Origin of the sequence: Sinorhizobium sp. 8-89 (assembly GCF_030124325.1) — a bacterium.
Lineage (GTDB): Bacteria > Pseudomonadota > Alphaproteobacteria > Rhizobiales > Rhizobiaceae > Sinorhizobium.
In genome coordinates this window covers 42,420-68,552 of sequence record NZ_JASKLR010000022.1, presented here as the reverse complement: position 1 = coordinate 68,552, position 26,133 = coordinate 42,420, and the positions used below count along the sequence as shown (strand labels likewise).

Genomic DNA, 26,133 nt, shown 5'->3' with positions numbered 1-26,133 from the left:
CCGTGCCTTGCGGATTCGGCAGCGTCCGCTGTCCGTCTCTCCCTGCGGCGATCGAACCGGCTCAGCGAGCGCCCCAGGTGTCGGTCAGCCGGTAACCCTCGGGCCAGGGATCCGAAGGATCGAGCATATGCTGATGAACGCCGGTGATCCAGGCGCGGCCCGAGATTTCCGGCAGGATCGCCGGTCGGCCGCCGACCTCGGTGGTGCCGACGATACGGCCCGTGAAGGTCGAGCCTATCAGCGATACAGCCGTCAGCCTGTCCTCCGGTCCCATCTCGCGGCGGGCGTGTAACACGGCCATGCGTGCCGAAAGCGCCGTGCCGGTGGGCGAGCGGTCGACTTTGCCCGGCTGGATGGCGACGGCCGCTCCGGTACGCAGGCCCTCCGCCGTCCGCTCCACGGGACCCGCGAAGAGACAGAAGGAGAAATGCCGCCAGTCGGGATTTTCGGGGTGGTGAAAGCCGAACTGCGCATTGGCGGCATTGGTGATCCGCACGCCCAGGCGAGCGATATCATGGGCCTCGTCCGGCTTGAGGCTGAAGCCCATTGCGGCAGCATCGACGATGACGAAGCTGTCGCCGCCATAGGCGGTGTCGACGGTCCGCGTGCCGAGGCCTTCGACCTCAAGCTTTGCGTCCAGCCGCTCCGCGAAGCTCGGCAGGTTCTGCACGAAGATGCGTTCGGCCTTGCCGTTGCGGCATTCGGCACGGACGCGCACGAGACCGCCCGGCGCTTCGAGCGTGATCTCCGTCACCGGCTCCTGCATCGGGAGGATGCCGCTGTCGAGGAGCACCGTGGAGACGCAGATCGAATTCGAACCGGACATGGGCGGCGTGTCTTCCGGTTCCATGATGATGAAGGCGGCATCGGCCTCCGGGTGCTTTGGCGGAACCAGCAGATTGACGTGGCGGAAGACACCGCCGCGCGGTTCGTTGAGGACGAAGTTGCGCAACGTCTGGTCGCGGGCGATCCAGCGGCTCTGTTCCCAGATCGTCTCGCCCGGCGGAGGCGCAGCGCCGCCGACGATGACATCACCCACCTCGCCTTCGGCGTGGGCGGAGATGACATGAATGGTTTTCGTGCTGCGCATCGCGAACTCCTTTCAGGATAACCAATCTGGCAGCCGTGCCGGGACGCGCCCGGTCAGAGCCGCGGTGATGCAGTCGGCGAGGCTGCCGAAGCGCACGGTGCGGCCGGAGAGACCGGGACCGTAATGGGCGTATTTGCCCGAATTGGTAATCAGCGCGCGGGTTTTGGTCGGGAATACCGGCTCGGAAATCGAGCACCAGCAGAGATCCGGCAGAACCTGCACGCCGCTCATCTCGAGCCGGGCGAGCGTACCCTCGCTGCGCGCCTCGGCGATGATCTGGTGCGCGGCCGTGACGATCACCGCGACCTCGGGGTGCCGCTTGCGCCCGCCGAGCGCATCGGCCAGCGCGCGACATTCGCCGAGCGAGGCATGCGGGCTGCCGATGGCGACGAGTTCCACTTCGTCCGGTCCGTCGTTCAAGCTCGACCAGGCTGCGGCCATGTCGGCACGGGTGATCGTTACGTGGTCGGCGTCTTCGGCCGCCGCGCCGTCCGCCTCGGGCGTGATGCCCTCCACATGCAGCATCGGCGCGGCGGAGGTGGTGCCGAACGCGGCGCAGAGCGCCTTGAGATCGTCGCGCGTGGGCTGCCCTGCGGCGAGCCCGCGCAGGAGCGGTATACGATCCGGCGCAGCGCGACCGGCAAGGTAACCGACCAGCGGCCAGAAAGCGTCGTCTACGCCTTCCGGCAGGTCGACGTCGATCACCCGTCGGGCCTTCCTATGTTCGTCCAGGTAGACGCCGGAACGCGGTGCACGTCCGGTCAGCGCGATGCAAAGGTCGAGAAAATCGGGATGCTTCGCCGTCCGCGCGCCGAGAGCGCTATTGGCGAAGATCACGGCATTGGATTCTGCCCAGGCGATGGATTCGCCGGCGCGTGGTGCACTGTTGAGCAGATAGGGCGAACAGGTGAAGGTCGGACGGCAGCCCATGCGGACATAGGCGTCGGCCAGTCGCGCCGCCGGGTCGCCGAAGGCGGCCGGCACGCCCTGCGCCTGCCAATTGGCGCGGTCGACCGAAATGGCGTTCATGGTCGTCGGCATCCGGACCTCAGCACCCATCTCCGCCATCTTCTCGGCGAAGGTCAGGTTGGCTGGGCTCGCATAGATGCAGCCGTCAATATGGCCCTGCACCACGTCCACGAGTCCTTCTGCCCCCTGCTGTGCCGCCATGGCGCAGATAATGCGCATCGCCTGCTGGACCGCGACGCCGTCGCGGCCATCCAGCATGGCGCGATCAGCCTTGGAAAGGTCGAGCGCAGCCGTGGCCGGTGGTTCGACCATGATCGTCAGGCCATCCGCCTCGATCGCTGTGTCGCTGATCCGAGCTGTCTTTGCTTGCGAAAGCGCTTCAAAGGCCTTGCGGGAGACCCGCAATACCGGCAGCGGCTTGCCGAACATTTCGGCGGCGATCAGCGCGCCGAGGGTCAGGACGTCCTCGGCTTCGCAGAATACCAGCGCGGCCGGGGCTCGACCCGTCAGCGCGAGGTCGAGCAGTACGCCCGAGCCGGTGCAGGAGCCGCGGCTCGACGGCATCAGCAGGATGCCGCCGGTCAGACAGTTGCCGTGCAGCGGGTGGTGCACATCGATCACCCGGCCAGTCGCCGGATCGACCCCGCCCCAGAAGCTCAGCGCCTCCATGGTGGCGACGATCGGGCCACGGGCAGTGCCGGTGAGAATGCTGCGAGCGGAGATCGATCGGGTCATTTTACGACAAAGCCATGAGCAAAGGGGTCGCGGTCGTCGATGAAGATCGTGTTGATGCCGGTCATCCGCGCCCATCCGGCGATGGAAGGAATGATGGCATCGCGGTCTGCGACCTTGGTCGCGGCCTCGACGCGGCCCTTGAACAGTGAGCCGATGATCGATTCATGCACGAACTCGTCGCCTACCTTGAGCTTGCCCCTGGCGGCGAGCTGCGCCATGCGCGCCGACGTGCCCGTACCGCAGGGCGAACGGTCGATGGCCTTTTCGCCGTAGAACACGGCGTTGCGCGCATGCGCCTCAGCCTGCGTCGGCGTGCCCGTCCACTGAATGTGGCTGAGGCCCCGGATCTCCGGATGCTCGGGGTGGACGAATTCATATTTGGCGTTCAATGCCGCGCGCAGCTTCGGGCTCCAGCCGACGAGTTCGCCGGCCGTATGGTCGGCCATGTCGCGGAAATTCTTTTGCGGCTCGACGATGGCATAAAAGTTGCCGCCATAGGCAACGTCGACGACGATTTCGCCCAGGCCCTCGACTTCGGCGGTCAATCCCTCGGCGTAGAGAAACCCGGGCACGTTGGTCAGGCGTACCTCCTCGACGAACCGGCCCTCCTGGTGATAGGTGATGTCCACCTTGCCGGCCGGTGCGTCGATCGACAGCTTGCCGGGTTCGCGCGGGGTGATCAGCCCGTTCTCGATCGCCATGGTGATGGTACCGATCGTGCCGTGACCGCACATCGGCAGGCAGCCGGAGGTCTCGATGAAGAGCACCGCGACGTCGCAGTCCGGTCGCGTCGGTGGATAGAGGATCGAACCCGACATCATGTCGTGCCCGCGCGGCTCGAACATCAGGCCCGTGCGGATCCAGTCGAATTCCCTGAGGAAGTGGGCGCGCTTCTCCAGCATGTTGGCCCCCTCCAGTCTTGGCCCGCCGCCGCAAACGAGGCGGACCGGATTGCCGCAGGTGTGACCGTCGATGCAGGAGAAGGTGTAGGTGGCCATGGTCGGTGCCCTGTCAGAATCTTTGTGGCGAGAAGGATTGAATGTCGATGGCCGGCCTCTGGCCGGTCAGGAGATCGGCGACGAGCCGGGCGGTCCCCGCCGATTGCGTCAGGCCGAGGTGACCGTGACCGAAGGCGTAGATCACATGCGGCGTGGCGCGGGCGCGGCCGATCGCCGGCAGGCTGTCGGGCAGCGACGGACGGAAGCCCATCCATTGCACGCCACCTTCGCTTTTCAGCCCCGGCAGGAAGGTCTGCGCCTTCTTCAGCATGGCTTCCGCGCGTCGGAAGTTCGGCGGCAACTTCAAGCCACCGAGTTCCACGGCGCCGCCGACCCTGATGCCGGTCGAAAGCCGCGTGACGACGAAGCCGTGGCCGCCGAAGGTGACCTGGGTCCGCAGATCGAAGGCGTTCGAGGGAAGCGTGGTATTGTAACCGCGCTCGGTCTCGAGCGGAATGCGCTCGCCAAGGGTGCGGGCGATACGGTGCGAGAAGGCGCCGGCCGCAAGCACCACGTGGCGGGCGCGCCGCGTCTTGCCGTCCGCCGCCGTCAATTCGACCCCGCCCTCCACCGGTCGCAGTGCCGCGATCTCGGCGCGTTCGATCGCACCGCCTTGGGCGCGGAAATGGTCCGCAAGTGCCAGCGTGTAGAGCTTCGGATCGGCGATCGAGTACCAGCCGGGCGTGAAGGTCCCATTAGTGAAGCGCGGCGCAAGGCCGGGCTGGATCTCGCGCATGGCCGAGGCGTCGAGGTGACGGAACTCGATGCCGTGCTCCGCCCGCGCCTTCCAGCCGGGCAGCGAAGCCTTCAGCTCTGCCTCGCTTTCATAGACCTGAAGATTGCCCTCTTTGCGCAGCATCGGCAAGGTTCCGGTCGCCGCGAGGAAGGGCTCCAGCTCCGCCTTTGACAGGTCCATCATCGCCGTTTGTGCTGCCGTCGAATGCGCCACCCGCTTCGGCGAGCAGGCGCGCCAGAAGCGGAACATCCACGGTGCGATCTGTGCGGCGTAGGCGGGCGGAACGGTCAGCGGCCCGAGCGGATCGAGCAGCCACCTCGGCGCCTTCTTGAGGATACCGGGCGAGGCGAGCGGCAGGATGTCGGTGAAGGCGAAAGCCCCGGCATTGCCGGCCGAGGCTCCGGCAGCGGGGCCTTCCCGGTCGAGCACGGTGACCGAAAGCCCCCGCGCCTGGACCGCGATTGCGGCGGAAAGGCCGACAACGCCGGCGCCGATGACGATGACGTCAGGCTGGGCTGCATCCTTCATGATCGCCTCAGTGCGTCGCTGCGAGGAACTTCTGCAGTTCGGGATCCTTCGGCGCACCGAAGAGCGCTTCCGGCGGCGCAATCTCTGCCATTACGCCCTTGTGGAAGAATGCCACCCGGTCGGACACCTCGCGGGCGAACTTCATCTCGTGCGTGACGCAGATCATCGTCATGCCCTCGGAGGCGAGCATGCGCAGCGTATCGAGCACTTCGCCGACAAGCTGGGGATCGAGCGCCGAAGTTACTTCGTCGAACAGCATGTATTCCGGCGACATGGCGAGCGCGCGGGCGATTGCCATGCGCTGCTGCTGGCCGCCCGACATGCGGGTCGGATAGACCGAGAGCTTCTCGCCGAGGCCGACATGGGTGAGCTGCTTGACGGCAATCTCCTCGGCCTTCTCCTTGGAAAGGCCGAGGACCTTGCGCGGCGCCAGCATGACGTTCTCGAGAACGGACAGGTGCGGGAAGGCGTTCCACTGCTGAAAGACGATGCCGATCTTGCGGCGCAGTTTGTTGAGGTCGGTCGTCTTGGCGTGGACCTCGGTACCATCGACCATGATGCGGCCCGCATCGATCGGCTCGAGGCCGTTGATGCAGGTGAGCAGCGTCGATTTGCCGGAGCCGGAGCCGCCGATGACCGTCACGACTTCACCCTTCTCGACGGTGAGGTCGATGCCTTTGAGAACCTCCAGCGAGCCGAAGGATTTGCGGACGTTCTGGATCTCAATCATTGGACCACCGTTTTTCAAGATAACCGCCGAGCCGGGCGATTGGGAAGCTGATAAGGAAGTAGATGGCACCGCAGATCATGAGGATGAGCAGCGGTTCCTGCAGGCGGGTGACGAGCACCTGCGAAGCGCGCAGCAGTTCGATCAGCCCGAGCCAAAGCACGAGCGCGGAGTCCTTCATGACACCGAGCGTCAGGCCGATCCAGGACGGCAGCGAAACGCGGGTGGCAAGCGGCGCCACGATGTAGCGCATGTCCTGCCACCAGGTCATGCCGAGCGATCGGGCGGAGCGCCGTGTCGTCGGCGGCACCGAGGCTATGCCGCCGCGCACGATCTCGGTGCAATAGGCGGCCGTATAGAGCGACAGCACCACGCAGGACGTCGTGAACGGAGGCCAGCCGAGCTTGGCGATCGACTGGAAGGCATTGCCGAGGACGAGCTGGATCAGCAGCGGCACCGAGCGGAAGACGTCGAGCAGGAAGGTGAGCGGCGCCGACCAGTAAGGACCGACCTGGTTGCGCACGACGCCGAAGATGACACCGAGCACGGTGCCGGCCGCGACCGAGACGGCCGTGACCGCGAGCGTCATCAACGCACCCTGTGCGAGAAAGCCGAGATCACTTAGGGTGAGGGCGGTATTGAACATCTCTCACCTCTCAGTAGCGGAACAGGCGCGAGGCGAGCGCACGCGCCGCCAGCGTCACGGCCTTGGCGATGACGTAGTAGATCACCGCGGCAAGGGCGAAGAATTCAAAGGTGCGGAACGACCGCGCGTTCAACTCCTGGGTGACGCCGGCGAGATCGGAATTCATGCCGACGGTGACGCCGAGCGACGTCATCAGGATCGCCCAGACCATCTGGTTGGTGGCGGGCAAGAATGCAACGCGCAGCATCTGCGGCAGGACGATGTAGCGGAAGGCCTGCACCGGGGTCATCCCGAGCGAGCGACCGGCGCGCGTCTGGGTGTCCGGAATGGCCTTGAGCGCACCGCGGAAATTCTCCGCAAGGTAGCCGGCATTGTTGAATGCTATCCCGACGAGCAGCGCAGTATAGGGGCTCAGATGGATGCCGAAATTGCCGAGGCCGAAATGGGCCATGTAGATCTGGAACAGTGCCGGGGTGTTGCGGGCGATCTCAACCCAGGTCGCGGCAATGCCACCAAGGACGCGGTTCCCGGACAGGCGGCAGGCCGTCAGCGCGAGCGCGAGCGCGAGGCCGATGACCATCGACAGCAGCGCCACCTGCAAGGTGATCAGCGCGCCATCGAGCATCTGCGGCAGGGCCTTCAGCGCCTGGTTCCAATGGAAGGTATAACTGAACATTTTTCGTCTCACCCCTTCGGAAACGAATAGCGGCGCGAGGCTACAGCGCCGCGCGTCTTATGAGACGCGCAAAGGACGCTGTAGCACTTTGAATTGCTGCATGTTTTTTCCTTAATCGGCTACGATTCAAGGAGCATGCACTAGGCCTCGCGCCGCAAGAGAAGCGGCGTGATCAGCGATAGACGCCGTTGACCGTCAGTTCCGGCACCTCGCCGCCAACCCACTTTTCGTAGAGTTCCGTGTAGCGGCCGGTGCGAACCTGCTGATTGATGAACAGGTTGAGGTAGTTGATCAGGCCGTATTCTTCGCGGTTGGTGAAGAGCGCCACATAGTCGGTGTCGAACGGTGCCTTGCCGACCACGGAGATGCCGGGGAACTTGCCCGTCTTCACATTGGCCTGGGCGACAGTCGAGGTCGACACGGTGGCGTCGATCTGCCCCTGGCTCAGCGCAAGGAAGACGTCAGCCTGCGTCTGGTACGGGCGGAACTCACCGGCGCCCCAGGCCTTGACCTGGTTTTCCAGCGCGATCGCTTCGAACGTACCTGCCGTGGCGCCGACGACCTTGCCCTTCATGTCTTCGAAGGACTTGATGCCCGACTTGTCGTTGGAGGTGACAGCCATTTCGAAGGCAAAGTACGGCATGGTCATGCCAACGGTCTTGGCGCGCTCCAGCGTGTCCGAGGTCGAGGCGACGCCGACGTCAACACGGCCCGACATGAGAGCGGGAATGCGCTCCGGGAACGGGGTTTCGACGATCTCCGCCGTTACGCCGAGTGCCTTGGCAAGGTCGTTGCAATAGTCGACGTCGAAGCCGATCGGATTGTTGTTCTCGTCGCGAGAACCCATCGGCGGGAAGTCGAGCACCACGGCACAGCGCAGCGTGCCCGAGCCGATGATGTCATCAAGTTTGTCGGCATGGGCCGGGCTGGTCAGAGCCGTGGCCGCAACGAGGCCGAACGCGAGCACCGAGGTCTTCATTATCTCTCTCCCTGAAATGGTGTGTGCCGTCTTACGGCGGCGGACTATTTCGCATTGAAGCGCACAAATCAATTGCAAAAATACAAGAAAAATACAAAAAGTATATAGCCGCGCGCCCGGACGCAATTAAAGGAAGCTTTCCCTTGTGGAAAAGCTCCTTTTATTGCTTGCGCGCCGTTTGGATCAGCCGAGGAAATCTTCCGGCAGCAGGCCTTCCGGCATGTTCTGATAGGCCACCGGACGCAGGAAACGTCGAATTGACAGGGTGCCGACACTGGTTGCCCCGAAATTGGTCGAAGCGGGATAGGGTCCTCCATGCACCATGGAATCGACCACTTCAACCCCGGTCGGGAAGCCGTTGACCAGCACCCGCCCCGACTTGCGCTCAAGTACCGGGCGCAGGCGCCGCGCCGCGTCAAGGTCGGTGGAATCCATGTGGATGGTCGCGGTCAGTTGTCCCTCGAACCCGCGCGCGAGTTGCTCCATCTCTTCGAGCGAGCCTACCCGGACCACGAGCCCCAGAGGTCCGAAGACCTCCTCGCCGAGCGCATGATCCGAGAGGAACTGCGCGCCGGTCGTCTCGAAGAGATTGGGCGAGGCGGTGCGATCGGAAGACTGAGTGACGAGCAGCGGCTTGACGGCGTTGCGGCTGGCAAAGCGCGCCTGCCCGTCATGATAGGCTTTGGCGATGCCGTCGGTCAGCATCGTCTGCGGGGCGACCTTGGCGAGTGCCTCGACAGTGGCAGCCGTAAACCGGTCCGCGGCAGCACCACCGACGACCACGGCGATGCCGGGATTGGTGCAGAATTGGCCGGCGCCCATGGTCAGCGAACCGGCCCAGCCTTGGCCGAGCGTCTCCGCCCGTGCGTTCAGCGCTTCCGGCAGCAGGAACATCGGGTTGACCGAGCCGAGTTCGCCGAAGAACGGGATCGGCTCGGGCCGTGCGGCGCAGAGATCGAAGAGCGCACGGCCACCAGCCAGCGAACCGGTGAAGCCGACGGCCTTGATCAGTGGGTGCTGCACCAGGGCGTGGCCGACTTCGCGGCTACCGCCCTGGATCAGCGAGAACACGCCGGGGTGGACGCCGGTCTTGCGGATGGCTGCCTCGATTGCCTGGGCGACGATTTCGCCGGTGCCCGGATGCGCCGAATGGCCCTTCACCACCACGGGGCAGCCTGCGGCAAGCGCGGCAGCGGTGTCGCCGCCGGCTGTCGAGAAGGCGAGCGGGAAGTTCGAGGCGCCGAAGACGGCGACCGGACCGATCGGCCGCTGGATGAGCCGAATCTCCGGACGCGGCGCCGGCTGGCGGTCCGGCATCGCCGCGTCGAAGCGGCGGTCCAGGTGCTCGCCCTTATCAATATGGTCGGCGAACAACCGGAGCTGTCCGGTGGTCCGGCCGCGTTCACCCTGCAGACGGGCCTCGGGCAGGCCGGTTTCCTGGCTGCCGATCTCGGTGATAGCGTCGGCACGAGCTTCGATCTCGTCCGCAATGGCGCGCAGGAAGGCCGCGCGCTCCGCCCGCGAGGAATAGCCAAAGCTCCAGAAGGCTTCCTCGGCCGCCTCGCAGGCCCGGTTCACCAGTTCGACGGTGCCTATGGCAAAGTGATGCACCGGGCCGTGGGCCGGGGCGGAGCCGAATGTGCCCGCGCCGTCGAGCCATTCGCCGGCGACGAGGTGTTTTCCTTTTGGGGTAAAGACCATCTGACGTTCCTTTCTCAAAAAATCGGTGCTTCGGCAAAGATCAACCCGCGAACGAATTGCACTTGTCGAAACTTTGTATACTGTTTGTATGCACAACATCAACCGTTCCGCCGCCCGTAGCGACAGGAGGCAATGCCATGAGCGAAACCACAACCCTTCCCATCAGTGCTCTGCACGAGCGCGTCGAGGCGATCTTCCGCAAGGCGGGGCTCAATAGCGTTCAAGCTGGGGCGCTTGCTCGCGTCATCGTCGCCGGCGAGCGTGACGCCTGCAAATCGCACGGTATCTATCGCATCGAAGGGGCTCTGCGAACAGTGAAGGCGGGCAAGGTGAAGCCAGACGCCGTGCCGGAACTCGAAAAGCAGGAGGGCTCGGCCATCGTCAAGGTGAACGCCAAGGGCGGCTTCGCCAACCCGGCCTTCGAACTCGGCCTGCCGGTCCTGGCCGAACGTGCCCGGGCGCTCGGCCTCGCCGCACTCGTCATCAATGATTGCACGCATTTCTCGGCGCTTTGGCCTGAAGTCGAAGGATTGACGGGCGAGGGGTTCGCCGGCCTCGTCATGTGCCCGAGCTATGCGACCGTGGCGCCGACCGGCGGCAACAAGCCGCTGCTCGGCACCAATCCCTTCGCCTTCGGCTGGCCGCGCGAAGGCAAGCCGCCCTACGTCTTCGACTTCGCCACCTCGGTCGCGGCGCGCGGCGAGATCGAGCTGCACCGGCGAGCCGGCAAGCCCTTGCCGGAGGGTTGGGCGATCGATGCGCAAGGCAAGCCGACGACCGATCCTGAAGCGGCGCTCGCCGGCGCCATGCTGCCGTTCGGCGGCCACAAGGGCTCGGCGATTGGAACGATGATCGAGCTTCTCGCGGGCATTATGATCGGCGACCTGACGAGCCCCGAAGTGCTTGACTACCTCGGCACCACCACCTTGGCGCCGTTCCACGGCGAACTCATCATCGCCTTCTCGCCGGAGGCCTTCGCGGCCGGACGGCCGGGCAATCCTCTTGCCCGCGCGGAGGTTCTGTTCGAGGCGATCGTGGGTCAGGGCGCCCGCCTTCCCTCGCAGCGGCGCTTCATGGCGCGCGCCAAGTCCGAGGCAGAGGGCGTCACCTTGACACAGGCCGAGATGGACCAACTCGACCGGCTCCTCGCCCTTGGGCTGGACGCCGTCGCATAAGATAAGGCGGTCTGCACGTCTACTGCGCAACGCGTCCAATCGGACGCGTAAAGGTCGCTGTAGCATTTTGAATTGCTGCACGATGATCGATTTCGAAATCGAAGCCACCAACGAAAAAGGCCCTCCGATCGGAGGGCCTTCTGTTTTGCAGGCTGATGCGGCGATCAGGCTTTGTACTTCTGTACGGCGCCCGGGAGCTTGCTCCACTCGGCATACCAGGTGTTGAAGAGCTTGAACTGCGCTTCGACATAACCGCGCTGGCTTTCCGACAGCACGTCGGTCTCGTTGAAGTGCAGCGTGTATTCCTTGTCGCCCTTCAGCACCATCATGTACTTGAAGTAGAGAACCAGATCCGGCCCTTCGTCGAAGGAGGAAAGCACGGCAAGCGCCTGCTCCAGTTCCAGTGCGCGCTGGCGTGCATCGACGTCGCCTTCGGCGGCTGCCTGCGACAGGTTGCACATATGGATGACTTCCTTCGGCAGCACGCAGCCGATGCCGGTGATGGCGCCGGTTGCGCCGCAGTTGACGAAACCGTGGAACACGGCTGTGTCGACGCCGATCATCAGCGAAACGCCATCGTCACGGCTGGTAATGTTCTCGGCCGCATAGCGCATGTCGGCGGCGCCCCCGAACTCCTTGAAACCGACGAGGTTCGGATGTTCAGCACGCAGGGCGAAGAACAGGTCGGCGCGGGTGGCGAAACCATAATAGGGGCTGTTGTAGATGACCGCCGGCAGATCCGGAGCGGCCGAGAGAATGGCCTTGAAGTGGTTCTTCTGGGCAACGACGACCGAGCCACGCGAAAGCACGCGCGGGATGACCATCAGGCCTTGGGCACCGACCTTCTGGGCGTGGGCAGCATGGGCGACGGCGGACGCTGTGTTGACGGCCCCGGTGCCGACAATGACCGGGATGCCGGCCTTGACCAAACGCTCGACGCCTTCCATGCGCTGTGCGTCGGTCAGGAGCGGCCAATCACCCATCGAGCCGCAATAGACGACGCCGGACATGCCCTGCGCGATCAGCTCCTTCCCCTTGCGCACGAGGGCGTCGAAATCGGGGGTGCGGTCGTCCTTGCAGGGGGTCATCAAGGCGGGGATGACGCCAGAGAAAATCTTCGCCTTCATTTGAAACTCCTCTTGTCTTGTCGCGGGCCAGGGGCGTGCGCTTTGGTGCCGCTTCCGTACCTTTGAAGCGAACAATAGCGTCTTGTATTTTATTTGTCGACAAGAAAAATACAGGCCGCTACAGGTCAATGTCGAGCTTGTTGTTTCGGGTGAACAGTTTCTGCACCTGCTCGACGATCTGCTCGGCATGCGCCTTGCCGAGACGATCGGCCGCCTCCACATCGCGCGCTTCGATCGCCGCAATGATTTCCGCATGCTCGTCGACGAAGCGCTGTGGGAACTGTTCCTCATAGGATTGGTAATAGAGGCGGAGAATCCGCCGCCCTTCATCGAGCAACCGGCGGAACAGCCCGGTGAAATAGGGGTTGCGTCCAGCCTCGGCGATTGCCGCGTGAAAAGCTGCATTGGTGGCGATCATGGCCAGCGCGTCGCGCGACTGGACGGCCGCCGCATAATCTTCGTGGAAGCCGCGGATGACCGGCAGGTCTTCCGGACGGTGGTTTTGCGCCGCAAGCCGGGTCGTCACCCGGTACATCAGCACCAGCGCCTCGAAGAATGTGTGAAGGTTGAGGAAATCGATGTTCGACACCATCGTCGATCGATTCGGCAACGTATCGATCAGCCCCTCTCCTGCCAGCCGCACCAGTGCCTCGCGGATCGGCGTGCGTGAGAGCTTGAAGCGCTCGGCCAGTTGCACCTCGTCGATGGGGCTGCCGGGCGGCAAGACAAGGTCAAGGATCTCGTCGCGAAGAAGGTCATAGACCATCTTCACGCCGGAGCCCCGCTTGCGTTCCGGGAGGGAATTGTTGTCGGTGTCGGTCATTGGCAAATCCTCTTGTCGACAAAAGGAATACTTTCCCCAGACAACGGGATCAACAATTTCCGGGCGGTGCATGGCGCAGCTCAACAAGAAGTGGATATTTGCCATTCGTGGCCACAAAGCGCGAGTCCTTCGACGCCTACGCCGAGGCGTTCACCAAGCGGCGACTTGCATGACTGATTGCGGAAGCGTGACTCGACGTGTTCTGGCCATGGCACCGGTGCTGGCACGACCCGTGCCTTAGCTTTTCCGTTCATCCGGCAATATCGCGGCTCCGATCTTGATGGCTCCTCCCATGCGGGCCCGCGATCGGCACGTGTGCGACCAAAAGACCACCGCGTCAGTCGTGTTTTCCGTGAGTTCATGGTGCCGCGCGACAGACCGATACGCCGCGTCAAGGAAACGATCGGGGCACGAGCATTGCTACCGCCCAGGTGTGATCTATGGAGCCGGCCGAGCACGTTCGTACACCGCGTCAAAGCTGCGGCCGATTAGATCAACGAGTACATCCAGGCACGAAAGCGATGCTCGCCCCGGAAGAGCAGGGCGAGCCTTTTGCGATGTGGTGACGGATCTGCCGGAGGAAGCCGCCAAAGCCGCGCCCTCGTTTCGCAGGCCGTCAAAGCCGGTCGAGCCGCAGCATCGAGGTGTTGCCGACCCAGGCCTCGCGCCATCGACGCGTCGTTTTTTCAACCAGGGCCTCGTCGCCGCGTGCACGATAGACCTCGCTCAGGCCGAACAATGCCCAGCCATTGTTCGGAGCAAGATCGAGGCTCTCGAGGAAGGCCTTCTCCGCGCCATCGAGATCGCCGACGCGGAGCAGCGCCGCCCCGAGCGACTGCCCGAGCGGGTAATACCAATGGCGCGGCTCCATATAGGAAAGGAGATCCTCCACTTTCTTGGCATCTGCGAATGCGCGGGCGGCAGCCGGCCAATCATCGGCCGCTTGGGCGATACGCGCCGTGAGGACGTGCCCGGCTATTTCCAACACGTCGGCAGCGGGCATTCCGCCGGCCTCCAGCTCGCTCAAGTCGGACGATCGGGCGATCTCGGCAATCGCCGCCCCTTCGGCCCGAGCAGCCTCAAGGTCACCGCGCGCAGCCTGGGCGACCCCGCGCATATAATGCCAGGCAGCGTCAACGAAAGGGAAGGCGCCAGTGGGACGCGCGACCCCGAGGATCGTTTCAGGATCGCTGAACTGGGCATGCGCGAAGAGGGGCGCGGCCTTGATCGGCTGAACGAAGGCAGGTGCGGCGCGCGCAAGCTCGTCCGAAATCACCCCAGAGAGCTTCTGCGCCGCCTCGATTGCAGTCGGTCCGTCGCCGGCCATTTGCGCCGAAACCAGCAGGAAGTGGATATTGTGCGGATAGTAGCCGCCTGCATAGAGCCCCTCGGGCGCCACGGCCTTGAAGAACGACTCGTCCGTCGCGACCGCACGGCGGTTGACCGCAAGCGAATCCGCATAGCGTCCGACGCGGTAGTAGATGTGAGAAGGCATGTGAACGAGATGACCGGCAGCGATCTCCATCTTCGCCAGGCGATCGGCGTGCGGCTCCGCCCGCTCGGGCGTGGTCGAGGCCTCGACAGCATGGATGTAGAGATGTATCGCACCGACATGGTTCGCGTTGCGCGCCAGTACCCGTTCAAGCGTCGAGATGATCTCCGCAGTCCTTCCCTTCGGCTTTGCGCCGCCGTCGGTCCAGTAGTCCCAGGGGCTGAGATCCATCAACGCCTCTACATAAAGAACGGCAATATCGTCGTCGTTCGGAAACTTACCCGCGACTTCGGCCATGGCATCTGCATAGGCTTGGTCGAGGGCTTCACGGTCGGTATCTGGAGCGTAGCGACGGGCCAGGGCGGCGATCAACGCCTGCTCACGCGGAGATGCGTTCGGCGCCAGGGCCGTGGCCTTTGCCACCGCCGCCATTGCCGCAGCATTTGCATCGGGATCCATCGGTGCGTTGATGTTCGGGCCGAGCACGAGCGCCTCGCCCCAGAAACAAATCGCGCAAGATGGATCAAGTTCCTGTGCTTGCCTGAAGCTGCGTGCAGCCTCGGCATGGTTGAACCCGAAACTCAGCATCATCGCCTGATCGATATAGGGCTGCGCTTCTTCGCTCGCCGTAGAGGCGGAGGAGCGACGACCGGTTAGATTTGGCCACAGAGGAACTTGTGCACCATGGGTAACCGGCGTCGGAAGCTGGTTGCCGCCGAACTGTTTCAGTTCCGTGTTCTTTGCCAGGTGGTACTTCGCATCATGGGCAAGCGTCGGGCCGGCGGCGATCAGAATTGCTGCCGACAGGGCGCTGGAGAGAAGGTGCGTTTTCATGGTCATTCTCATCTGTTTTCGATCGGAGGGAGACCGTGGCACTCGGCCGCTTCACGCGCCCTTGCGCCAGTTGCTGGCTCGTGCAGAGCCGACGAGGTATTCAACTTCGAAACGCGTTACGCCGATGTCCTTGAGGATGTGATCCGGCATCTCATGCAGGGCGCAGCCGCGCGCCCGAGTGATCCGCCTCCGACGGCGGATTGTCTCGGCAACCTGTGCAGCGTGGCTCAGGAAGGCTGGGCTTCGCGCTGCGGCCAGAAAGACCGATGGATTAATGCTGAAGGAGGTCTTAGACATGGTGCTTCCCTTCTTGATCCGAGTGTCCAGCAGTCGGTTGACACTCGCCAATGCGGCCGTCGGCGACGGATTCACCGCTTTATTGCTCCTGATGCGATGGCCAGGGTTCGTTCAGCCCGCAGGCGCAATCAATCCGTCAGTGGGAATACACCGGCTGTGCCAGCGCGGCAGTTCCGGAAGTAACGGGAAGCAGCCTTTTGCGCCGCTTCAGCATCACGCGGACGCACATGGATGATGCGGCCCGGAATATCCATCCACTTTCCGTGAAATTGATGACGACTTCCGGAGGCTCGACGCACTGCAAGCGTTCACCTGCCTCCGCAGCCCTGTGGGTCGCCATAGCCTGCAACGTGACGAGCACCTTGATGCCGGTCGACATTTCGAGCTTGGGCAGCGCCGCCGCGAACGCGTCTGCGTATGGAGCAAAGGCGATGACAGCCCTTGTCGGGTCAGGTGATATCGCTCCTACGGAGATCCTAACTTCGGGGCAGGTAACTGACACCTATCTGCTTGCGCTCGCCAAGGAGCGTGGAGGTCCGTTGGCAACAATCGCAAGCTGTCAGCAGCGGTGGTCACAAGGGACAATTCTGCCTTGCACCTGATCACCACAAATAGGATGTGAATTCACGTCGATACGACGCCGCCCACCCTCGCCTAGGAGCGTGCTTTCTCCTCGGACTGCTCAGGACATGCCTCCCAGCCAAAGATGCTGCGACCGTCCCATTCGGGTGACCGGCGGAACTCCCCGGCGACAATTTCTTTTAGATCTGGGCCGGTAACGTAGTTCTCCAGCTGCCTCGCCTGATCGTCCAAGCGTCTCAGCGCCTGTAGCTCCTCATCACGACCCAGCCGCGCTTTGGTCACAGCCGATTTCATGACGCGGATCGTCTGATCGTAGATTTTGAGTGGCACGGGAAACGGGTGCCGATCCTTGCCGCCATGTGCAAGGGAGAACCGCGCGGGATCGGCAAAGCGACAGGGAGCGCCATGTACTACTTCTGCCACCATCGCGAGCGCGTTGACCGTCCGCGCACCGACGCCTGGCACGAGCAGGAGCTGTTCGAAATCTTCAGGTCCGCGATCGGCGGCCGCAGCAAGCGTTGCATGCAACCGCTTCATGTTGATGTTTTCCTCTCGCACCTCATGATGTGCCGGCATTACAAGGTGCGGCAACAGCGGTTGCGCTAGTTCCTTCGCTTTGACCTTCCGGTCCATCGCGGATACCTCCCGGACAATTCGATCCGGTCCGTGAGAGATTAAAAGGTCAAGCTGACTACGTCGCGACGCTGCGGCACGGCTGTCGGCGAGATTGACGATTTCACCTTGGCGCCTTCCTTCTATCGCTGCATGGGGGGAATCGACGAAACTGGAAATGCCTTCTGATAGCCAGTGATAGCGCCGAGCCTGTCGCTTATCGCCATTCATGCCTTGCTGCACGACCACCCATTTGCCGTCGTCGGCCACGATGAAACTGTGTAGGTAAAGGTCGAAGCCATCTTGAACCGCCGCGCTGTCGACCTTTGCGACGAGCCGGCTGGTAGTTGCAAGACCGCCGCCGTCAATGCCGACGCGGTTGCCGACGTCTATCAATTCGTCTGGTGTCTGCCTCGAGTTTCGCCCGCGTCCTCCGCAGACATGAATGCCCAGTTCCCGCGAAAGAGGTGCGAGGCCGCGCTTCAAAGCACCAATGACACTGGTTGTGATTCCGGAAGAGTGCCAATCCATGCCCATGACGCAGCCCAAGGACTGAAACCAGAAAGGGTGCGCCAACCGCCGGAGAAACTCGTCGCGGCCATATTCGATCACGATTGCTTCAGTGATGACCGCGCCAAGCTTCGTCATACGGTCGCCCAGCCACCGGGGAACCTTGCCACCATGAAGCGGGAGATCCGCACTGCCTGCTCTTTGAACCATCCGTTGCTTATAAACCGGCAGTCGGAGTTATGACAGGGAGAAGTTCTTCAAATGTTCTCTTTTCGCGCGGATTCATTAGGGGCGAAACATCCAAGTACACGCCTCGGGCAAAAGCGAACCCTTATCGACGTATTGCGCGGTGATCCGGTCTCTGCGTTTCCTACCAGTCGAGCCGCTTGACAGGGCCGGACAAAGAGCGGAAAACACCGCGCATGGGGGTTGCGATCACCCCACGAGGCGACAGCCGAAGCATCGCGTCCAATCAACCGCTCACACGGAGGACGCGTCATATGTCGTCACTGCTCGAAATTTCCCCAGAGAAACTTGCCCGCCTGATCGGCACCCCCAGATGCCACGCGCTCATCGATGTCCGGATCGATGAGGATTTCGACGCGGATCCGCGTTTGGTGCCCGGCTCGATGCGGCGCGATTATCGCAATGTACAGGAGTGGATTGCGGAGCTCGATCGCGACTCAGCGGTGGTCATATGCCATCGCGGCAAGAAGCTCAGCCACGGTGTCGCCGCCTGGCTTCGCCACTATGGCATTGCCGCCGACGTGCTCGAGGGCGGCTTCGAAGCCTGGGCTGAGCTTGGCTATCCAGCAATACCCGCTTCCGCAATCCCGGAGCGGGATACGAGCGGACGCACCGTCTGGGTGACAAGAGCGCGGCCGAAAATCGACCGCATCGCCTGCCCTTGGCTGATCCGCCGCTTCGTCGATCCGCAGGCAGTCTTCCTGTTCGTGTCGCCCACCGAGGTCGAGGTGGTCGGCGAGCGCTTCGCCGCGACGCCCTTCGACATAGATGCCCCGATCCGCTGGAGCCACAAGGGCGAGCTTTGCACCTTCGATGTCATGGTCGAGGAATTCGGTCTTTCGACCGAACCGTTGCAGCGGCTCGCCATGATCGTGCGCGGCGCGGACACCGCACGCCTCGATCTCGCTCCGGAGGCGCCCGGTCTTTTAGCGGCATCACTCGGTCTGTCGCGTATGTATGCCGACGATCTTGAGCAACTGGAGGCAGGGATGCTGCTCTACGACGCCTTTTACCGCTGGTGCCGGGATGCTACCGACGAAACGCATAACTGGCCATCGCCGAAGAAGGATTCGTGAATGACCGAGACTGCAAACAGGGCCGCGCCGGGAGCGGCGCGGCAGGAATACGCCCACGGGATTCCGTTCAGCGAGGCCGTACGAGTCTGGGCAAGAATTGCGGCCTTGAGTTTCGGCGGTCCTGCCGGCCAGATTGCGGTGATGCATCGCATCCTCGTCGACGAAAAACGCTGGATCGGCGAACACCGTTTTCTGCATGCCTTGAACTACTGCATGCTGCTGCCGGGACCGGAGGCGCAGCAGCTTGCGGTCTATATCGGCTGGCTCCTGCACCGTACCGCCGGCGGCCTCGTTGCCGGCACGCTGTTCGTGCTGCCGGGTTTCCTCTCCATCCTCGGCTTGAGCTACATCTACGCAGCCTTCGGCAATGTCACCGTCGTCGAAGGGCTGTTCTTCGGTCTGAAGGCGGCTGTGCTCGCCGTTGTCATTCATGCCGTCTTCCGGATCGGTGGCCGGGCACTCAAGAACCGGCTGATGATCGGCATCGCGGCGGCCGCTTTCGTCGCCATTTTCTTCTTCCGCGTCCCATTCCCGCTGATCATCCTGGCGGCGGGTATATTCGGCTATGTCGGCGGCCGGTCCGGTTCGCCGCTCTTCCGGATTGGCGGCGGTCACAAGGCGGGATCCGGTCCTGTCCTGAAGGACGAAGATTCGCTGCTCGGAGAGGAAACTCCGGCCCATGCCCGTCCGAACCTTTCCTGGTCGCTGCGTGTTTCGGCGGTGTTCTTCGCGCTCTGGCTCCTTCCCTTGATGCTGCTTACAGCCTTCCTCGGCGCCAACAATATCTTTACCCAGATCGGGCTGTTCTTCAGCCAGATGGCCGTCGTTACCTTCGGCGGAGCTTATGCCGTGCTCGCCTATGTCGCCCAGGAAGCGGTTCAGCACTACGGCTGGCTGAAGCCCGGCGAGATGCTCGACGGCCTCGGAATGGCCGAGACGACGCCTGGTCCTTTGATCATGGTTGTCCAGTTCGTCGGCTTCATGGGCGCCTACCGTGATCCGGGCTCGCTGAACCCGATGACGGCCGCGACGCTTGCGGCTATCCTGACGACCTGGGTGACCTTCGTTCCCTGCTTCCTTTGGATTTTCCTCGGAGCGCCTTTCATCGAGCGCCTTCGCAACAACGCGGCGCTGACCGGCGCAATGTCGGCAATCACCGCCGCCGTCGTCGGGGTGATCCTCAATCTCGCCGTCTGGTTCGGCCTGCACACGCTGTTTGCAGAGGTGGTGACGTGGAGGCTCGGATGGTTCGCGCTCGATGTCCCCGATCCATCCTCACTGGTGCTGCCATCGCTCGTGCTCACAGCGGCGGCCGCGGTCGCAATCTTCCGCTTCCAAGCTTCGATCATCGCGACGCTGCTTGCCTGCGCCGTCGCCGGGCTCGTTTGGACAGTCGGAGCAAATGCCTTGATCTAGGTTGGGCGGCATTCGACGATTGACGTTGCTGTATCTGACGATGAAGATGCCTGGACGTGGCCAAGAGCCACGTCCAGGCGGGTTTTCCGATCAGACAAGGTCAAATCGATCGGCGTTCATGACCTTGTTCCAGGCGGCAACGAAGTCCTTCACGAACTTCTCCTTGGCGTCGGACTGGGCATAGATTTCCGCCAGGGCGCGAAGCTGCGAGTGTGAACCGAAGATCAGATCGACGCGGGTACCGATCCACTTGAGTTCGTTCGTCTTGCGGTCGCGCCCTTCGTAAACGCCTTCCTTGCCGGCGATTGGAGCCCACTGCGTGCGCATGTCGAGCAGGTTGACGAAGAAGTCGTTCGTCAGCACCTCGGGACGCGAAGTGAAGACGCCATGCTCAGGCGCGCCCGCCTTCAGCACACGCAGGCCACCGACGAGAACGGTCATTTCCGGTGCCGTCAATGTGAGCAGCTGGGCGCGATCCACCAGAGCCTCTTCCGGTTTCATGAACTGCCGGCCGCCAAGATAGTTGCGGAAACCGTCGGCGCGCGGCCTGAGCGCGGCGAAGGAGGCGGCGTCGGTTTGCTCCTCCGAGGCATCCATGCGGCCCGGCATGAACGGCACGGTGATGTCCACGCCGCCAGCCTTTGCCGCCTTCTCGACGCCGGCCGCGCCAGCAAGCACGATCAGGTCGGCGAGCGAGATCTTCTTGCCGCCGGTCTGCGCGGCGTTGAAGTCCTTCCGGATGCCTTCAAGAACGGAAAGCACCTTGGCCAGTTGCGCCGGCTGGTTGACTTCCCAATCCTTCTGCGGTTCGAGGCGGATGCGCGCACCATTGGCGCCGCCGCGCTTGTCGGAGCCGCGGAAGGTCGAAGCCGAGGCCCAGGCGGTCGACACCAGTTCCTGCACCGAGAGGCCGGACGCGAGAACTCTTGCCTTGAGGTCGGCGACGTCCTTCTCGTCGACCAGCCTGTGGTCGACGGGCGGAATCACGTCCTGCCAGATCAGGTCTTCGGCCGGGACTTCCGGACCGAGATAGCGAACCTTCGGACCCATGTCGCGGTGGGTCAACTTGAACCATGCGCGGGCGAAGGCATCGGCGAACTGATCCGGGTTTTCGAGGAAATGGCGCGAGATCTTTTCGTAGACCGGATCAAAGCGCAGCGACAGGTCGGTGGTGAGCATGGTGGGAAGATGCTTCCTCGACCCGTCGTAGGCGTCCGGGATGGAAGCATCGGCATTCTTCGCCTTCCATTGATGGGCGCCGGCCGGGCTCTTGGTCAGTTCCCACTCGCAGTTGAACAGGTTCTCGAAGAAGTAGTTGCTCCACCGGGTGGGCGTCTGCGACCAGGTCACTTCCGGGCCGCCCGTGATCGCGTCCTTGCCGATGCCCGTCCCATAGGTGCTCTTCCAGCCGAGGCCCTGGTCTTCGATCGCTGCGCCTTCCGGCTCTACACCGATGAAGGACGGATCGCCGGCGCCATGGGTCTTGCCGAAGGTATGGCCGCCGGCAATCAGCGCCACGGTTTCCTCGTCGTTCATCGCCATGCGGGCGAAGGTTTCGCGAATGTCGCGCGCCGCGGCGACGGGATCGGGATTGCCGTTCGGACCTTCCGGATTGACATAGATGAGGCCCATCTGTACCGCGCCGAGCGGCTCTGCCAACTCGCGTTCGCCGCTATAGCGCTCATCGCCCAGCCACGTACCTTCCGGCCCCCAGAACAGCTCTTCGGGCTCCCACACATCGGCTCGGCCGCCGGCGAAGCCGAAGGTCTTGAAGCCCATGGATTCCAAGGCGACATTGCCCGTGAGGATCATCAGGTCGGCCCAGGAGATCTTGTTGCCGTATTTCTGCTTGATCGGCCACAGCAGACGGCGGGCCTTGTCGAGGTTGGCGTTGTCCGGCCAGCTGTTGAGCGGCGCAAAACGCTGCTGCCCGGCGCCGGCGCCACCGCGGCCATCGGTGATGCGGTATGTGCCGGCGCTGTGCCAGGCCATGCGGATGAACAGGCCGCCGTAGTGACCGAAGTCGGCCGGCCACCAATCCTGCGAATCCGTCATCAGCGCATGAAGATCTTTCTTCAGGGCGTCGAGATCGAGTTTCTTGAACTCCTCGGCGTAGTTGAACGCCTTGCCCAGCGGATCGGCAAGACCAGACTGCTGGTGAAGAACCTGGACGTTCAGCTGATTGGGCCACCAGTCGCGATTCGATCTGCCGCGGGCCGTATGTGCGACGGGACATTTGCTCCCGCTGTCAGTTTCCATGTCCATGATTTTCTCCTTGTTGCTTCACTTGTCTGCCATTCAAAAAGGGGAATTGTCTGTCGGAGCCGTCGATCAGTGCGCCATTTCAGAGTGTGACCCCTACCGGTTCAAGCCAGAGACACAGGCCGATGCGCATCCTCCCGCTGAAACAGCTTCGTTGTTTCGAAGCCTTGACACGACATGGCCGCTTCCGGCTCGCGGCTGACGCCTGTGCAGTCTCTCAGCCGGCATTATCAATGCAAATCAAAGAACTCGAAGAAGAATTGGCAACGACCTCTTTGAACCTAGCGCGTGAAGTGAAACTGACCGTGTTCGGTCAAACATCCGCTGCGCGTCCGCGACATCCTTCGTGCCGTGGATGAAACTGGGAGAGTTCCAACGATTGCACCCTACCTGTTACCGGCCATCATAAACGATCTGAATAGAACGTTCGACGGTATTCAAATATAGGTGCGTGAGACGCAAACGGCGAAGTTTCCACGGCCATCGCGTATGATAGGAATGATCCGGCGCAATTCGACGCCATTGGTCAAACAGCTCCTGCAGATTTCCGATGTGGCCGGCCGGTCGGCCCACACCATGCGCGAACAGCACTTTTCGACAACCGGTGGCGACCGAACCAGAAAGGCGCCCGACTCGAACATCCAGGGAAGGAGTGGCAGGATGACCGTACGGCGCATCGTCGCGAATATCGCAGCAGACAACGTCACCGACGTTCGGAAGTTTTATTCCGATCTGTTCGGGCTTGATGTCGTCATGGATCTCGGGTGGATTGCCACGCTGGCGTCGCGCGAAACGACCTTTCCCCAGATCAGCATCCTCAGCGAGGGCGGCTCGGACGCGCCTGTGCCCGATCTGTCGATCGAAGTCGACAATGTGGACGAGGTGTACCGTCGTGCGAAAGAGATCGGATGCAAGGTCGTCCACGATCTGACCGACGAACCGTGGGGCGTAAGACGTTTCTTCATTGCCGACCCGACAGGCACGCTGCTCAACGTGCTTTCGCATCTTCGTTAGAGCGTTTCCTCGCGGATGAATACGACCCCTTGCCGGTGATCTGCAGGGCCGGTGATCTGCAGGTGCGCCCTGTTGGAGCGGTTCTTGCGGCCGAGAGCTGCCGGTCGGTGGCAGCGCTGTTTGGCGTCTACCGTCACGCCCGCGATGGCGACGGAGTCGTCACCGCTCGTCGAGGGGCGGGAGAATGCGACCTAAGCTTCGCCTTGGCGCCGATCACATCGTGGTGGTCGGAATGCCGCTAGCCCGTCCTTGTCCAGACCAGATCACTTTTCCCCAATCAGGCTCTTGATTTCCGCCAACTTCTTCATGCAGCCCTGCTCATCATTTGCTTCGGCCATTTTGCGGGCTTCCGCTAAGAGCTCGCTTGGCTTGTCGGCGCTTTCATCGGTCCGTGTCCCGGTTACCTGCTCCTGATGGGGCGAAACCGCTTCGGTCTGGGTACCGGTCGATCCTGTTGTTTCGGTTCCAACGCCCTTCTGCTGTTTGCCGGGCATGACGTCTTCCTGGTGCTCCGTAACGGGCACGCCGGACGTGCTGCCGCTTGCGCCCGTTTCCGCGGAAACCATGGCTTGCTCGAGTTTCGCAAGTTCCTGACTGCAGTCCGCAAATGCCGGCGCAGCCAACAGAAGGGGGAAGGCGGTAGCTGCTATGAGACGTATCAACATTTTTCTCTTCGCTCGCTGTCTTGGGACGCAATGCATCCGTTTACACTGTGGAGCAAACTAAGCTCTGCGCGAAGAGTTCCCTGCAGACAGCTGAGTTTCTTTCAAATTCAGCCGCGAGCATTTTCCAACAGATTGCACGTCATATACTATGCTCGGGACAATGCCGTCTCGTGAAACCTTTGGCTGTTGAGCAGGATTTCTTTCACCACGCGGTTGCTCTTGCGTCACCCGTTGTTGTGATCGTTCCTGTGGTGGTCCGAATCCGCATTCCCCTGCCGTTCAGCACGGTCTCCGCCTTCCGCCGGCCGTTCGGACGCTCGATGGAAGACGAGGCGCGCAACAATCCTGCGCGCGCACACTGAAGTCGGCGCAAAGCCTCGCCGCTCCAAACTGTCGAACATCAGCCCGGTCGTTCACCACGACGCAGCAAAGGGCAGGCCTCAGCCGGCTTCGCTGCGAAACGGCGCCACGAGGTCTTCGTTCTCGCTGGCCGCGAACTGTTCGAGCGTCATGTTGTCGAGGATCCCTGCGATGGCATCGCGCACGACCACCATCGAGCGCCGCACGTGACAGCTTTTTGGATCGCGACAGTCGTCGCAGGCCTCGAAAGCCGTGCGGCTGGCACAGCGGATCGGCGCAAGCGGGCCGTCGAGGGTGCGGATCACCTGGCCAACGCGGATCTCGGCCGCCGGGCGCGCGAGCGAATAGCCGCCGCCGGGGCCCTTCTTCGAGCGAAGGAACCCGGCGTTGCGGAGTTCCAGCATGATCGTGTCGAGGAATTTCTTCGGCAAATTGTTTCGGACGGCGATTTCGGTGATAAAGGCCGTTTCGCCCGGCTGAAGCTGGGCAAGGTCAACCATGGCCTTCAGCCCGTATTTTCCCTTTTTTGTCAGCATGAGACACAGCTTTCGAGAAAGACTTTTGCCAGTGGCCGCCCACCACACCGGGCGTCGCGCCGGCTCATACATTCATGGGGCATCTTAGATATATGTTATATAGATCAACCCCATTCCGGCGGCAAGAAATCAATTCAGTTTCCAGATAGATTTACTGTGAAGCTGTTGTCGATCGTGCCGTCGTCGGAACGTCAATCCGTACTGATGGCGATTTTGCTGCTGCACCGTTTTGTATGCGGCGTTTTACCAACTCCTGCGTCCTACAACTCTGTCGAGCAGACCCGAGAACATGCTATAGCGGTAACATGGGATTCGGGGTTTTCATTCACCGCTCAGACTCGATCTACGACGACAGCCCGGCTGAACGATATCAGTTCCCGAGTCAGTACTTGGGCCGTGTCCAGGCCTGCATCGGTGATTGGATCATCTACTACGAGCCGAGAAAGGTCGCCGAGACACGCGGGTATTTTGCGATCGCCAAGGTCAGCCAAGTCATTCCAGACCCAAAAGCACCAGGCATGTACATCGCATTGATTGAGCCGGGGACGTATCTCGACTTCATCAATCCGGTTCCGTTCAGCAATGCGGATGGGGTTATTGAACGCGGGGTCCTGAACGATGAAGGCCGCATTTCCGGACGGGCACAGTCTGCCGTAAGACCAATCTCTCCGGCTGACTTCAACCGCATCGTGTCGTTAGGGGTCGATGAGATTGAGTCTGAGCTGCCACGAGTAGGCGAGCCAGAGGTCATTTCTCTGGTACGCGGTTTTGGCGACGGAGGGCAGTCGCCCTTTATCTTCGAACAGGAGCGTGATCGCGTCACTCAGCTCTCGTCTCGCATTGTCCGGAACCGACTTTTCCGCCGACTCGTGTTGCAAGCCTACGATAAGCGTTGCGCGGTTACTGGATTGAAGCTCATTATCGGTGGCGGCCGTGCCGAAGTGGACGCGGCGCACATTCGGCCGGTTGAGGCCAATGGTCCAGATATCCTCAGCAATGGCATCGCGCTTTCTGGAACGGCGCATTGGATGTTCGATCGGGGATTGATCAGCCTATCAGACGACCTGGACATCCTTGTTTCGCGGCAGGTGAACGATCCGGAAAGCATTGGAGCGCTTATCAACAATACGGGACGAGCAATCGTGCCGCACCGGGCTTTCGAAAAACCGCACCGGCATTTCCTCAAATGGCATCGCGAGAACTGCTTTAAGTCTTGAATGTGCTGGCGCAAGGTAAGCGCTTGCGTCTCGCGGGTCGGCCTCACGGGCCAGCGTCGCGAGCATCGCGGCAAGCGCGCCCCATCTCGATCCAGACACAATAG

The 26,133-nt window shown here is 62.5% G+C and carries 23 protein-coding genes and 2 pseudogenes; 7 read left to right on the top strand and 18 right to left on the bottom strand.

The window, feature by feature from the left end:
• Window positions 1-61 precede the first annotated feature (61 nt).
• The 9 genes from QN219_RS27120 to QN219_RS27080 all read right to left on the bottom strand — a co-directional run bounded on the left by QN219_RS27120 (window position 62) and on the right by QN219_RS27080 (window position 9,785).
• The gene (locus QN219_RS27120) at window positions 62-1,090 is read right to left on the bottom strand and encodes a trans-3-hydroxy-L-proline dehydratase (protein ID WP_284003258.1); all 1,029 of its coding nucleotides are present in this window, start codon (window positions 1,088-1,090) and stop codon (window positions 62-64) included.
• A gap of 12 nt (window positions 1,091-1,102) precedes the next feature.
• The gene (locus tag QN219_RS27115; protein ID WP_284003257.1) at window positions 1,103-2,794 is read right to left on the bottom strand and encodes an aconitase X; all 1,692 of its coding nucleotides are present in this window, start codon (window positions 2,792-2,794) and stop codon (window positions 1,103-1,105) included.
• On the bottom strand, window positions 2,791-3,792 hold the full coding sequence (locus QN219_RS27110) for a 4-hydroxyproline epimerase (protein WP_284003256.1): 1,002 nt from the start codon (window positions 3,790-3,792) through the stop codon (window positions 2,791-2,793). The genes QN219_RS27115 and QN219_RS27110 overlap by 4 nt, the downstream gene beginning before the upstream one ends.
• A gap of 13 nt (window positions 3,793-3,805) precedes the next feature.
• Window positions 3,806-5,056 (bottom strand): FAD-binding oxidoreductase, encoded by a 1,251-nt coding sequence (locus QN219_RS27105; RefSeq protein ID WP_284003255.1) that lies wholly within the window; start codon window positions 5,054-5,056, stop codon window positions 3,806-3,808.
• Window positions 5,057-5,063: 7 nt separating this feature from the next.
• Window positions 5,064-5,786 carry an amino acid ABC transporter ATP-binding protein gene (locus QN219_RS27100; protein ID WP_284003254.1) on the bottom strand — a complete coding sequence of 241 codons (723 nt, stop codon included), beginning with the start codon at window positions 5,784-5,786 and terminating at the stop codon, window positions 5,064-5,066.
• A complete protein-coding gene (locus QN219_RS27095) occupies window positions 5,779-6,429 on the bottom strand; it encodes an amino acid ABC transporter permease (RefSeq protein WP_173511852.1) in 651 nt (216 codons plus the stop codon). Before QN219_RS27095 ends, QN219_RS27100 begins: the two co-directional genes overlap by 8 nt.
• A 10-nt stretch (window positions 6,430-6,439) precedes the next feature.
• Window positions 6,440-7,105 (bottom strand): amino acid ABC transporter permease, encoded by a 666-nt coding sequence (locus tag QN219_RS27090; RefSeq protein WP_173511853.1) that lies wholly within the window; start codon window positions 7,103-7,105, stop codon window positions 6,440-6,442.
• Window positions 7,106-7,277: 172 nt separating this feature from the next.
• Entirely contained in the window at window positions 7,278-8,084 is an 807-nt protein-coding gene (locus tag QN219_RS27085; protein ID WP_284003252.1) for a transporter substrate-binding domain-containing protein, read from the bottom strand.
• A gap of 183 nt (window positions 8,085-8,267) precedes the next feature.
• A complete protein-coding gene (locus QN219_RS27080) occupies window positions 8,268-9,785 on the bottom strand; it encodes an aldehyde dehydrogenase (NADP(+)) (RefSeq protein WP_284003250.1) in 1,518 nt (505 codons plus the stop codon).
• Between the two features lie 137 nt (window positions 9,786-9,922).
• Here QN219_RS27080 and QN219_RS27075 point away from each other — a divergent pair, with 137 nt between their 5' ends.
• Entirely contained in the window at window positions 9,923-10,960 is a 1,038-nt protein-coding gene (locus tag QN219_RS27075) for an Ldh family oxidoreductase (RefSeq protein WP_284003249.1), read from the top strand.
• A 164-nt stretch (window positions 10,961-11,124) separates the two neighbouring features.
• Here the strand turns inward: QN219_RS27075 and QN219_RS27070 are convergent, their stop codons facing one another.
• The 5 genes from QN219_RS27070 to QN219_RS27050 all read right to left on the bottom strand — a co-directional run bounded on the left by QN219_RS27070 (window position 11,125) and on the right by QN219_RS27050 (window position 15,912).
• Window positions 11,125-12,087 (bottom strand): dihydrodipicolinate synthase family protein, encoded by a 963-nt coding sequence (locus QN219_RS27070; RefSeq protein WP_284003248.1) that lies wholly within the window; start codon window positions 12,085-12,087, stop codon window positions 11,125-11,127.
• Between the two features lie 118 nt (window positions 12,088-12,205).
• Window positions 12,206-12,910, bottom strand: coding sequence for a GntR family transcriptional regulator (locus QN219_RS27065; protein ID WP_173511858.1), 705 nt, complete (start codon window positions 12,908-12,910; stop codon window positions 12,206-12,208).
• 616 nt (window positions 12,911-13,526) lie between these two features.
• Window positions 13,527-15,248, bottom strand: a complete 1,722-nt coding sequence (locus QN219_RS27060) for a hypothetical protein (protein WP_284003247.1) — start codon at window positions 15,246-15,248, stop codon at window positions 13,527-13,529.
• Between the two features lie 39 nt (window positions 15,249-15,287).
• Window positions 15,288-15,533, bottom strand: a complete 246-nt coding sequence (locus tag QN219_RS27055; protein WP_284003246.1) for a DUF1127 domain-containing protein — start codon at window positions 15,531-15,533, stop codon at window positions 15,288-15,290.
• Window positions 15,534-15,669: 136 nt separating this feature from the next.
• On the bottom strand, window positions 15,670-15,912 hold the full coding sequence (locus tag QN219_RS27050) for a hypothetical protein (protein ID WP_284003281.1): 243 nt from the start codon (window positions 15,910-15,912) through the stop codon (window positions 15,670-15,672).
• A 58-nt stretch (window positions 15,913-15,970) separates the two neighbouring features.
• Between QN219_RS27050 and QN219_RS27045 the strand changes: the two are divergent.
• A pseudogene (locus tag QN219_RS27045) lies at window positions 15,971-16,155 on the top strand (VapC toxin family PIN domain ribonuclease); the annotation flags it as partial.
• Between the two features lie 32 nt (window positions 16,156-16,187).
• Here the strand turns inward: QN219_RS27045 and QN219_RS27040 are convergent.
• Complete coding sequence (locus tag QN219_RS27040) at window positions 16,188-17,447, bottom strand: DUF763 domain-containing protein (RefSeq protein WP_284003245.1); 1,260 nt, start codon at window positions 17,445-17,447, stop codon at window positions 16,188-16,190.
• A 290-nt stretch (window positions 17,448-17,737) separates the two neighbouring features.
• Here QN219_RS27040 and QN219_RS27035 point away from each other — a divergent pair, with 290 nt between their 5' ends.
• Both QN219_RS27035 and chrA read left to right on the top strand, forming a co-directional pair.
• The gene (locus QN219_RS27035) at window positions 17,738-18,559 is read left to right on the top strand and encodes a sulfurtransferase/chromate resistance protein (protein WP_284003244.1); all 822 of its coding nucleotides are present in this window, start codon (window positions 17,738-17,740) and stop codon (window positions 18,557-18,559) included.
• Window positions 18,560-19,975, top strand: a complete 1,416-nt coding sequence (gene chrA / locus QN219_RS27030; protein WP_284003242.1) for a chromate efflux transporter — start codon at window positions 18,560-18,562, stop codon at window positions 19,973-19,975.
• A gap of 90 nt (window positions 19,976-20,065) precedes the next feature.
• Here the strand turns inward: chrA and katG are convergent, their stop codons facing one another.
• A complete protein-coding gene (gene katG, locus QN219_RS27025) occupies window positions 20,066-22,240 on the bottom strand; it encodes a catalase/peroxidase HPI (protein WP_284003241.1) in 2,175 nt (724 codons plus the stop codon).
• Window positions 22,241-22,362: 122 nt separating this feature from the next.
• Here katG and QN219_RS27020 point away from each other — a divergent pair.
• Together QN219_RS27020 and QN219_RS27015 are read left to right on the top strand one after the other, a co-directional pair.
• Window positions 22,363-22,681: pseudogene (locus QN219_RS27020) on the top strand (LysR family transcriptional regulator); the annotation flags it as partial.
• Window positions 22,682-22,897: 216 nt separating this feature from the next.
• Window positions 22,898-23,251 (top strand): VOC family protein, encoded by a 354-nt coding sequence (locus QN219_RS27015; protein ID WP_284003280.1) that lies wholly within the window; start codon window positions 22,898-22,900, stop codon window positions 23,249-23,251.
• A 263-nt stretch (window positions 23,252-23,514) separates the two neighbouring features.
• Here QN219_RS27015 and QN219_RS27010 read toward each other — a convergent pair whose 3' ends face one another.
• On the bottom strand, window positions 23,515-23,745 hold the full coding sequence (locus QN219_RS27010) for a hypothetical protein (RefSeq protein ID WP_284003240.1): 231 nt from the start codon (window positions 23,743-23,745) through the stop codon (window positions 23,515-23,517).
• A gap of 611 nt (window positions 23,746-24,356) precedes the next feature.
• A complete protein-coding gene (locus QN219_RS27005) occupies window positions 24,357-24,812 on the bottom strand; it encodes an Rrf2 family transcriptional regulator (protein ID WP_284003239.1) in 456 nt (151 codons plus the stop codon).
• A gap of 305 nt (window positions 24,813-25,117) precedes the next feature.
• On the opposite strand from QN219_RS27005, the gene QN219_RS27000 reads away from it, so the two are divergent.
• Window positions 25,118-26,029 (top strand): HNH endonuclease, encoded by a 912-nt coding sequence (locus tag QN219_RS27000; RefSeq protein WP_284003238.1) that lies wholly within the window; start codon window positions 25,118-25,120, stop codon window positions 26,027-26,029.
• Window positions 26,030-26,133: the final 104 nt, after the last annotated feature.

Coding starts and splice junctions, on each gene's coding strand:
- QN219_RS27085 (WP_284003252.1), bottom strand. CDS start 8,084: ATGAAGACCTCGGTGCTCGCGTTCGGCCTCGTTGCGGCCACGGCTCTG.
- QN219_RS27105 (WP_284003255.1), bottom strand. CDS start 5,056: ATGAAGGATGCAGCCCAGCCTGACGTCATCGTCATCGGCGCCGGCGTT.
- QN219_RS27095 (WP_173511852.1), bottom strand. CDS start 6,429: ATGTTCAATACCGCCCTCACCCTAAGTGATCTCGGCTTTCTCGCACAG.
- QN219_RS27070 (WP_284003248.1), bottom strand. CDS start 12,087: ATGAAGGCGAAGATTTTCTCTGGCGTCATCCCCGCCTTGATGACCCCC.
- QN219_RS27015 (WP_284003280.1), top strand. CDS start 22,898: ATGACCGTACGGCGCATCGTCGCGAATATCGCAGCAGACAACGTCACC.
- QN219_RS27010 (WP_284003240.1), bottom strand. CDS start 23,745: ATGCCCGGCAAACAGCAGAAGGGCGTTGGAACCGAAACAACAGGATCG.
- QN219_RS27110 (WP_284003256.1), bottom strand. CDS start 3,792: ATGGCCACCTACACCTTCTCCTGCATCGACGGTCACACCTGCGGCAAT.
- QN219_RS27100 (WP_284003254.1), bottom strand. CDS start 5,786: ATGATTGAGATCCAGAACGTCCGCAAATCCTTCGGCTCGCTGGAGGTT.
- QN219_RS27080 (WP_284003250.1), bottom strand. CDS start 9,785: ATGGTCTTTACCCCAAAAGGAAAACACCTCGTCGCCGGCGAATGGCTC.
- QN219_RS27090 (WP_173511853.1), bottom strand. CDS start 7,105: ATGTTCAGTTATACCTTCCATTGGAACCAGGCGCTGAAGGCCCTGCCG.
- QN219_RS27040 (WP_284003245.1), bottom strand. CDS start 17,447: ATGGTTCAAAGAGCAGGCAGTGCGGATCTCCCGCTTCATGGTGGCAAG.
- QN219_RS27075 (WP_284003249.1), top strand. CDS start 9,923: ATGAGCGAAACCACAACCCTTCCCATCAGTGCTCTGCACGAGCGCGTC.
- QN219_RS27065 (WP_173511858.1), bottom strand. CDS start 12,910: ATGACCGACACCGACAACAATTCCCTCCCGGAACGCAAGCGGGGCTCC.
- chrA (WP_284003242.1), top strand. CDS start 18,560: ATGACCGAGACTGCAAACAGGGCCGCGCCGGGAGCGGCGCGGCAGGAA.
- katG (WP_284003241.1), bottom strand. CDS start 22,240: ATGGACATGGAAACTGACAGCGGGAGCAAATGTCCCGTCGCACATACG.
- QN219_RS27000 (WP_284003238.1), top strand. CDS start 25,118: ATGGGATTCGGGGTTTTCATTCACCGCTCAGACTCGATCTACGACGAC.
- QN219_RS27055 (WP_284003246.1), bottom strand. CDS start 15,533: ATGTCTAAGACCTCCTTCAGCATTAATCCATCGGTCTTTCTGGCCGCA.
- QN219_RS27050 (WP_284003281.1), bottom strand. CDS start 15,912: ATGTCGACCGGCATCAAGGTGCTCGTCACGTTGCAGGCTATGGCGACC.
- QN219_RS27115 (WP_284003257.1), bottom strand. CDS start 2,794: ATGACCCGATCGATCTCCGCTCGCAGCATTCTCACCGGCACTGCCCGT.
- QN219_RS27005 (WP_284003239.1), bottom strand. CDS start 24,812: ATGCTGACAAAAAAGGGAAAATACGGGCTGAAGGCCATGGTTGACCTT.
- QN219_RS27060 (WP_284003247.1), bottom strand. CDS start 15,248: ATGAGAATGACCATGAAAACGCACCTTCTCTCCAGCGCCCTGTCGGCA.
- QN219_RS27120 (WP_284003258.1), bottom strand. CDS start 1,090: ATGCGCAGCACGAAAACCATTCATGTCATCTCCGCCCACGCCGAAGGC.
- QN219_RS27035 (WP_284003244.1), top strand. CDS start 17,738: ATGTCGTCACTGCTCGAAATTTCCCCAGAGAAACTTGCCCGCCTGATC.